Genomic DNA, 9,129 nt, shown 5'->3' with positions numbered 1-9,129 from the left:
TCTACTAAGTTTATCTATGTTTTTTGTTTCATTTACGATAAATACATCAACAATATTTATTCCTGCAATACTAATTGGTGTCGCTGAAGCAAGTGTTCTTCCATCAGCATTAGCTTTGGTATCAGAATATTCTAAAAATGATACTATTGGAACAGTGATGGGAATAGTAGGTTCAATAAGGAACTTTGGGAAAGTTGCAGGGCCAATATTAATGGGGATTTTACTTGAAAGCTTCTCTTACCAAAGTGTTTTTCAAATTATTGGAATATCTAATATATTAATAGTATTTTTAATATTATTTATTTTTATTATTTCATCAATGTTTAAGCAAAATAACAATTAAATATGGTATTGTTTGAATATTAGTAATTAAATAGAGGGTTAATTTGCCTGATTCAGATATTTTATACAAGTCAATTACAGAAATCCAAACAGAGCTTCTTAAAAAAACTTTTTCATCTTTAGAGTTAACTCAATTAGCTCTAAAAAGAATAGATGAAACAAACAGTAAAACTAACGCATTCTTACACGTAGCTTATGAATACGCAATAAATGAAGCAAAAAAAACCGATATTAAAATTTCCAAAGGTGAAAATTTAAAGTTTCTAGATGGAATTCCTACTTCAATAAAAGATCTTGAGGGTGTCAAAGATATGCCCCACACAAACGGTTCGTGGTTTTATAAAGACAATATTGCTGATTTCGATCAGCTTGGAGTAGAAAGAATTAAAAATGCTGGTGGGATCATACTTGGTAAAACGAATACACCAGAATTTGGTTTATGCGCAACTACAGACAACAGACTTGGTGATGATTGCAGAAATCCTTGGGATTTAAATTGTACTGCAGGAGGATCAAGCGGTGGAGCAGGTGCTGCCGTAGCTTCGGGAATTCATCCAATCGCAGAAGGCTCTGACGGAGGAGGATCAATCAGAATTCCTTCCGGATTATGCGGAATATATGGAATCAAAGGAACACAAGGAAGAATCCCAAGAAAGCACAGTGGATTACAAAGTTGGAACCCTGTTAATTTTTCATGCATGGGACCAATGACGTGGTTTGTAAAAGATAGCGCTATTATGCTACAAGTTATGTCAGGCCCGCATCCCGAAGCCGAGTCTACTGCAATTAAAACAACACCTCCTGATTTTATTACAACGTTAGATGCAGGCATAAAGGGTAAAAAAATAGCTTGGTCAGTAGATTTGGGATCAATCAATGTTGACCCTGAAGTACAAGAAGTAACAACAAATGCCATGAAAATTTATGAGGATATGGGTGCTATAATTGAACCTCTAAACTTTAAATATAATATAAAAGAATTATCAATGATGTTCTCTCCAATACTTGGCGCATTGGGTTACAATAAAAACGGCCAGCTATTAGATGAAAATCCTGACAAACTTATGAATTATACAAAAAGAATGTTAGAAGCAGTGAAAAATTGGGAAGGCCCTGTATATATGAATGCAATTTCAGAATTATACAAATTTAGAAACTACATGGATTCTATTTTTGAAAACTACGATTATATTGCAACTCCTACAATGGCAGTGCCTGCTCATGAATGCGGCAATCCCCCAGAAAAAATAAATGGAATTCAATATGACTATTCTTACGGTTCTGATGACAACGAAATGATCCCCTCATATGGTGATAGTGAAAATATTGCACATAAAAATGGGGCAGGTTTATTGTCTCAATTTACTGCTATATTTAACTGGTCAGGAAATCCTGCTGCAACTATTCCTTGTGGTTTTTCATCCAAAGGTCTACCAATATCCCTTCAAATAGCAGGAGAAAAGGAAAATGAACTAGGTGTTTTGCAAGCTTCCAGAGCTTTTGAAATTGTAAAACCATGGCACAATAAAAAACCAAAATTATAATAAGGGGTTAATATGAATGATCTTGAAATCAAAAATGCAACCATAGTTGATGGTCTTGGAAAAGAATCATATGAAGGCAATATTTATGTCAAAAATGGGAAAATTGTAGCCATTACTCATAAAGAATCTTTGGATTCTAAGAAATCAATAAATGCAAATGGGAAAATTGTATCCCCTGGATTTATCGATCTTCATACACACAGTGATTCTTCTTTTTTAGTTGACTCAAAAGCAGATAGCAAGGTAAGGCAAGGGGTTACTCTCGAATTAATTGGTAACTGCGGAATGAGTACGTGTGCTCCATTAATTGGAGAAGCTAAAACAATATTTAAACAACGAGTGTCTATGCTAGAAAATCCTGAAGATTTAAATGTAGATTGGACTGATTATGCAGGATATATAGATGCTATGAAAAAAGCCGGGGCTCCTTTGAATGTAGCTTTCCAGGTTGGCCACGGTACACTAAGAGCAGCAGTAATTGGATTAGAAGACAGACCTCCTACAGCTGAAGAATTAAATTACATGAGAAAATTAACTGCAGAATCGCTTGATGCAGGAGCATTAGGTCTTTCTACTGGGTTATTTTACGCACCCGGTTACTATGCACGTACAGATGAAGTAATAGCTTTAGCAGAAGAAGTAGGAAAAAGAGACAAACTATATTCTACTCATCAAAGAGATGAAGGAAGCAGAACAGTAGGATTATTTGTATCCCTAAATGAAGCTATAGAAATAGGAAGAAGATCAGATTGTAAAGTACAAATATCACACGTTAAATGTGCCGCGCAAAAAGTATGGGGCAAATCAGATGAATATTTACAACTTCTTGAAGACACTGTTCAAGAAGGTATAGATATTGCAGGGGATCAATACCCTTATACAGCTTCAAGTACTGCATTAACAGGCGCATTATTTCCACGCTGGTCTTTATCTGGAGGAAGAGAAAAAACCTTGGAATTCATGGCAGACGAAGATCACAGAGGAAGATTAGTAGACGAAATAACAGATACTTTTTCAAAAGGCCGAGGTGCTGAAGGGATCATTATTGCAAGATATGTAGAAGACGAGTCTTTAGAAGGAAAAACATTAATTGAAATAGCAGATATAATGAATACATCGCCTGCTGAAGCTGCTTTAAGAATATATCAAAAAGGTGAGGCTAGTGTAATTAGTTACGGAATGACTGACGAGGATGTAGAAAATTTTGCATCTCATCCGCTAATAGCAGTTGCTTCTGACGGATCTTCTCTTTCAGCAACTGGTAAATTATCAGTAGGAAAGCCGCATCCTAGAAGTTATGGTACAAACCCAAGATTTATCCAAAAATATGTTAACGAAAAAAATGTGATTTCTATTGAAGAAGCAATAAGAAAAATGACATATTTGCCTGCACAAAGATTAGGGTTAACAAATAGAGGAAGGCTCACTCCCGGGTATGCAGCTGATATAGTCATAATGGATTTAGCTAAAATAAAAGAAAATTCAACCTTTGCTGATCCACATCAATACCCTGAAGGAATTTCTCATGTAATTGTTAATGGAGAATTAGTTGTGGAAAATGAAATCTATAACGGTTCAAAGCCAGGGCAAATGATAACAGAATTTAACTCTTAAATTTCATTGATAAAACAAATAAACACTTCCGCCAAAAACTAAAGTGAAACCTATAAACAATATGAAATTATAAAAGTTAACTGATTCTGTAAATTTTACAAGTACACGAATAGTTGCTATACCAACAGCAAAAGCCACAAAAATTGCTAATAAATTAATATAAATATCATTTGAAAGAATATAAATACCCATAATGCCAGCAATAATTGTTACAGGGATACTTAAAATAAAACTAATATTCAACGCTTCGCTTTTATCAAACTTTGTTAACAATAAAGCAGATATAGTCAATCCGGAGCGACTCATCCCTGGAATAATTGAAATACCTTGAAAAACGCCAACTATTAAAGCATTAAAAAATGTATATTGATTATTAGCTGATATATTAACTGATTTACCAAACCATTGTATTGCTCCATTTATAATATAAACGAATCCAATAATAATCATTCCTAATACACCCAACAACTCAACGTTTGAAGAAAGAGAAGGTATTAAAAGATAAATAGGAAAAGATATAAACAAACTTATCATTGTTGAAAACAAATAAAAAATGCTTTCCTTGTTTGAGTTTCGATTTTTTAACCCATTTTGCAATAATTGAGTAAGTTTTTTTCTGTATGTAAAAATAGCTGAGAATGATGTACCCAAATGTAATGCTAGGGAGATCGCAAAAATTTCTTCTAATGATTTAGAATCAAAATTAAATAAACTATTTATAAATAAAATAATTCCCTGTGAACTAATTGGGAGCCACTCAGTTATACCCTGAGTGGCTCCCAATATAATTTTAAGAACTACAATATTAATATCTATACCTGATTAATCTTTCTGCTGAGCAGCCATACCTTGTTCTTTAGATAGTTCAGTGTCTAGCTTAGCTTTTGCGTCAGCTGAAACCCATTTAGACCAAATATCTTCATTTCTTAATAAGAAATATATTGCTACTTCATTGTAAGCAATCCATCTGTCAGCTTGTTCTCTAAATTTCCTTGCTTTTTCTTCTAATTTAGGTAAAGGAGCTTCAGAAAAATCCCATTTATCTAATAATGTGATAATTTCTGGATGAGCAGAATCTAGGTCAGAAGACATTACAAGAGTAGAATCTAAAGATCCATTTCTAGCATTAGAAGGAATAGATTTGTCGCTGTCCCAAGCAAATACTAAATGAATTCTTGAGTTACTAGATCCCATTCCTGCGTCTCCTCTTTTCTTAGATTCATCAGCATCTTCAGCGGTAACTGTAAATCTTCTAATAATATCATCTATATCAGAAAACATAACTCTAGCATTAACATCTTGTACAGTTTTTCCATAACCAATCTTAGCAATATATTCAAATATAGCTGTTTGTATCATGGAATTCTTAGATTCTAAGCTAGCAGGTCTAATTACTTCGCCTCTAAATTCAGTAGATTGATGTGATCTAGTAGCAGTATCTGAAGCACATCCAAGGACTATCAATAAAGATGCAAAGATAAAAAATAATGGTTTAAAATAAGTTTTGTATTTATTATCTTTATTTAACATATATTTACCTCTTGAGAATTTAAATTTTATAAATTTTGAATAAAAAATATTATAACATAAAATTATTAAGAAATTAGAAAGAACAAATTAAATATAAATTAATTTATTTAATTACGTTTTACCTCTTAGTTTTGGATCAAGACTGTCTCGTAGTCCGTCACCAAACATATTCACAGCAAGTGCCAAGAAGAATAAGCCTAGAGATGGTAGTATTACAATATTGGAGTTTCCTATAAAGTAAATTCTTCCTTCACCAATAATATTTCCCCAAGTGGGAATATCTGGTGGTACTCCGGCTCCTAAGAAACTTAAACTTGCTTCAGACAAAATAGCAGAAGCAAACAAAAAAGTTGCCTGAACAATAACAGGAGCAAAAGTATTTGGCGCTATATGTCTAAATAATATTCTTTTTTTAGAAGCACCAAAAGCATTTGCAGCATCAACATATTGAGATTCTCTAATTGTTAGTACAACTGATCTAACAATCCTAGATGTTCTAGGTGAATCAACAACAGTTAAAGCAAAAATTACGTTTTCTAATTTAGGGCCTAATATAGCCATCAGAACAATAGCTAATAATATGCCAGGGATTGCCATTATACCATCCATAAATCTCATTATTATATCGTCTAATCTAGAGAAGTATCCAGCAACAATTCCAATCACAGATCCTAAAACAGCAGCTAATATTGCAACAGACAATCCGACAACTAATGAAATCCTAGATCCATATATTACCATTGAGAAAATATCTCTTCCTAGAGGGCCTGTTCCAAATAAAAACAAATCACCATCTTCACTTCTACCTGGCGGCAACAATCTATTTAATGGATCAAATACAAAAGGATCTCTTAGTATTCCAACTTTAATTAATAGCGGACAAAGCAATGCCAATACAACCACTATTGTGATAAAAATTATACCAATCAACATATTTGGGTTTCTTAGTACTGCACTAGTTGCAGCTTTATACCAAGGTATCTTCTCTCGAAGACCTTGAAATGCTAAATCTTGTGATTCTGTTCTACTACTCATAATTAATTATCGTACCTTATTCTTGGATCTACAAAAACATATAAAATATCAATTGTTAAATTAACTAACACGTATATAAGCGCTACAACCAAAATAGTGCTTTGGATAATCTGGAAATCTCTCTGCGCGATTGATTCAGTAATTAATCTACCCATACCAGGTATAGCAAATACAGTTTCAGTTATAACCACACCACTAATAAATCCAGCTATACTAAAACCGATAACTGTTAAGACAGGGTTAGCTGCGTTTCTAAATGCATGTCTCAGAAGTACTACAGTTTCACCTAGACCTTTAGATCTAGCCGTTCTAACATAATCTTCTTTTAATACTTCTAACATAGTTGCTCTTGTCATTCTTGTAATAAGAGCTGAGCCAGCAAATCCTAATACGAAAGATGGTAGCAATAAATGATACAAGTACTGCCAAAAATCTTCGCCCAAATATATATATCCACCTGCGGGAAACCATTCGACTTGAACTGCTAGTAAGAATATAACTACATATCCTAGCGCAAAATACGGTACTGCATATCCAGTCAGAGCTAGTATCATTACAACTCGATCAAAAATAGAGTTCATTTTCCAAGCTGCTAATACTCCAGCAGGAATTGATACTAATATCGATATAGACAAGCTTAATACAGCCAAAGATAAGGTAGGCTCAACTCTGTCTAATATCAAAGATGACACACTGTGTCCTGAAAAAATGGATTCACCTAAGTCTCCAGTTGCTACACCTTTTACGAATCTCCAAAATTGAACCGGAATTGGATCTAACAACCCCATAGATTCTCTCATAGCTTCAACTTGCTCGTAATCAGCATCTTCACCTGCCATAATGGCTGCAGGATCACCTGGAGCTAAATGTATTATTGAAAATACAACAACACCCACGATTGCCATAGTTGGGATAGCTGCTAATAGTCTTTTTAATATATATCTCTGCATCTATAAATTTAGTTTTATATATAAGTGTTCAATATTATCTAGCATGTTTTTAAAATAATCAACCTATATAAACAACTAAAAAAGCCGCTAAAAAAAATTTTTAGCGGCTTTTTTATTTAAAAGTCTAAATTAAATATTTAGTAATATTTTATTTATTCAACCAAGTGTTAGTCATACGTGTGGAATCAGCGTAATCATGAACACCTACAGTAGATGATCTCCATACGTGATAACCTGAGTTCTGACCAGGTGATATATGTGATACCTGATCATAGTATGATTGTTGTACTTGATCTATAACTTTCTTTCGACCTTCGTCGGTTAGTTCTCTAGTATATTGAGCCTGTAAGTCAATAATGGTTTGGTTTGTATGCCAACCATATGTCTTAGGACTTAAGTACCAGTTCATAACCGGGTTGTTACTTGGGATAGAACAACATCCTGTGTGGAAAATATCCCACGCATCTTTGTTCTGTCTGATTGTAACAGCAGTAGCCCAGTCAGTCATAGTCATGTTAACTTTATAACCAATTTCTCTAAATCTAGCAATGTTGATCAGAGATCGGTCTCTGTGAGTTTGGTAAGAAGTGTTACTTACCATTTCTACAACATCGTTAGCAAGATCCCAACCTGATTCAGCTACGAATGCATCTCTGTATTCTTGAGCTTTAGCTAGGTCAGCTTGGTTGTACATATCTTTACCAGCTGCACTTTCTCCTGGTGTACCACACAAGAAGATAGCAGGACATACTTGCCATAGCTGTTCAGGACCGTGCACTGACATTAATTTCTTAGCATCTTGTGCTGCCTGTAAAGATTTTCTCCAGTTTAAGTATTTACCAGGTGATTTAGTGTGATTCAATAATAGAATCGGTGTACCTGGAGCTGATGTTTTAATTCCCATATTAGGATCAGCGCTTAAGTCAAGGTATTGTTCCGCACTACCAGAAGTTGCGTAGTCAATTTTACCTGTTTTCAAACCAGCTAATAGAGTGGTTTTATCAGGAACCTCAACAATGTTTACACCATCAACCCATACTGATTCACCTTCAGGTACTTGACCAGTCCATCCTTGGTGTGGCTCGTACTCGAATCGGTAACCAGGTACCCATTTTTTAAGTACATATGGTCCTGAGGAAATATAGGTACTACCATCGTGACCATCTTGTGATACACGAGCGTTAGCATCTGTTCCTGCAACTGAAGCTTTCATAATAAATGGAGCTTCAGAGAATCCCATAGAAAGTACTGGGTATGGTTCTTTTAGGTTTAATGTGAAAGTACTAGCATCTACAACAGAGAAACTCGCATCAGAGAAGTTACCTTCAGTTGTTCTTTTGAACATCTGGATACCAGCAGTAATTCTGTCAGCCCATCTGAAAGCAGATTTCTGAACGTCTGTAGCAGTTACTTTTGAACCATCATGGAATTTCATATTATCTCTAAGAGTAAATGTCCATTTTAGTCCGTCAGGTTGCATTTCCCATGATTTGAAACCATTGTTTTGGTATTGGTAGCTTGTATCAAGTCTTTGTAAGCTATCGTATACCATCTGGGAAGATCTCCACGTCACAGTAGCTGTTGTCCAAACTGGATCAATAGCTTTAACTGGAGCTTCAAGCGCCCAAACAAGTGTTCCGCCTTTCTTTACACCACCAGCAGCTTCTTTTGCTTTAACAACTGATCCGGCTGTTGGAGCCTTTGGAGCAGTAGGAGTTTTTGCAAGAGATGCAACACCAGTAGGTTTCACAGGTTGTACTTGTTCTTTCGTTTTAGCGTCTGATGCCTTAGGCGCTTCTGGTGCCTTTGGTGCTGATGAACTTGAAGCTGAATCATCACTGGAACAGCCAAGTACTAACGCAAATACTAATACGAAAGGTAAAAGTTTGAAATATTTCATTCTAACCTCCTAACTTATTGGTCTCAGAATAGACTTCTTTCGACCTTTTTTTATTAATAAAAAAAACAAAATAAAAAGAGAACAGAAACCCCACGGCCTCTATCCGTCTATAAAATTTGTAGGTACTAATTTACTAGTTAAACATAATATTGTCAACTTAATTTTTGTTTGTTTAAGTTAGTTTGGGCAATAATACGTAATATCATTAAAATGT

8 protein-coding genes are annotated in these 9,129 nt (G+C 34.6%); 3 read left to right on the top strand and 5 right to left on the bottom strand.

The genetic code is table 11. The features are described 5' to 3' along the window. The 3 genes from FI695_07975 to FI695_07965 all read left to right on the top strand — a co-directional run. The coding region (locus tag FI695_07975; GenBank protein MQG51893.1) for an MFS transporter at nucleotides 1-343 on the top strand (343 nt) is incomplete at its 5' end. A 43-nt stretch (nucleotides 344-386) separates the two neighbouring features. Further along, nucleotides 387-1,886: an amidase gene (locus FI695_07970; GenBank protein ID MQG51892.1), complete on the top strand. Its 1,500-nt coding sequence runs from the start codon at nucleotides 387-389 to the stop codon at nucleotides 1,884-1,886. A 12-nt stretch (nucleotides 1,887-1,898) separates the two neighbouring features. Next, nucleotides 1,899-3,500, top strand: a complete 1,602-nt coding sequence (locus FI695_07965; protein MQG51891.1) for a D-aminoacylase — start codon at nucleotides 1,899-1,901, stop codon at nucleotides 3,498-3,500. 3 nt (nucleotides 3,501-3,503) lie between these two features. Here the strand turns inward: FI695_07965 and FI695_07960 are convergent, their stop codons facing one another. The 5 genes from FI695_07960 to FI695_07940 form a co-directional block, all read right to left on the bottom strand. After that, nucleotides 3,504-4,316 carry an undecaprenyl-diphosphate phosphatase gene (locus FI695_07960; GenBank protein ID MQG51890.1) on the bottom strand — a complete coding sequence of 271 codons (813 nt, stop codon included), beginning with the start codon at nucleotides 4,314-4,316 and terminating at the stop codon, nucleotides 3,504-3,506. Between the two features lie 6 nt (nucleotides 4,317-4,322). After that, entirely contained in the window at nucleotides 4,323-5,030 is a 708-nt protein-coding gene (locus tag FI695_07955) for a hypothetical protein (GenBank protein MQG51889.1), read from the bottom strand. Between the two features lie 111 nt (nucleotides 5,031-5,141). Next, on the bottom strand, nucleotides 5,142-6,065 hold the full coding sequence (locus FI695_07950) for an ABC transporter permease (protein MQG51888.1): 924 nt from the start codon (nucleotides 6,063-6,065) through the stop codon (nucleotides 5,142-5,144). 2 nt (nucleotides 6,066-6,067) lie between these two features. Further along, on the bottom strand, nucleotides 6,068-7,015 hold the full coding sequence (locus FI695_07945; protein MQG51887.1) for an ABC transporter permease: 948 nt from the start codon (nucleotides 7,013-7,015) through the stop codon (nucleotides 6,068-6,070). A gap of 148 nt (nucleotides 7,016-7,163) precedes the next feature. Then, complete coding sequence (locus tag FI695_07940; protein ID MQG51886.1) at nucleotides 7,164-8,915, bottom strand: hypothetical protein; 1,752 nt, start codon at nucleotides 8,913-8,915, stop codon at nucleotides 7,164-7,166. Nucleotides 8,916-9,129: the final 214 nt, after the last annotated feature.

The organism is SAR202 cluster bacterium (genome assembly GCA_009392515.1).
Classification (GTDB): Bacteria; Chloroflexota; Dehalococcoidia; order Lucifugimonadales; family UBA6952; genus UBA6952.
This window is presented reverse-complemented; position numbering and strand designations above follow the sequence as displayed.

Bases quoted from the DNA above. Each gene is read 5' to 3' on its own strand.
- FI695_07950 (MQG51888.1), bottom strand. From the start codon at position 6,065: ATGAGTAGTAGAACAGAATCACAAGATTTAGCATTTCAAGGTCTTCGA.
- FI695_07945 (MQG51887.1), bottom strand. From the start codon at position 7,015: ATGCAGAGATATATATTAAAAAGACTATTAGCAGCTATCCCAACTATG.
- FI695_07965 (MQG51891.1), top strand. From the start codon at position 1,899: ATGAATGATCTTGAAATCAAAAATGCAACCATAGTTGATGGTCTTGGA.
- FI695_07955 (MQG51889.1), bottom strand. From the start codon at position 5,030: ATGTTAAATAAAGATAATAAATACAAAACTTATTTTAAACCATTATTT.
- FI695_07940 (MQG51886.1), bottom strand. From the start codon at position 8,915: ATGAAATATTTCAAACTTTTACCTTTCGTATTAGTATTTGCGTTAGTA.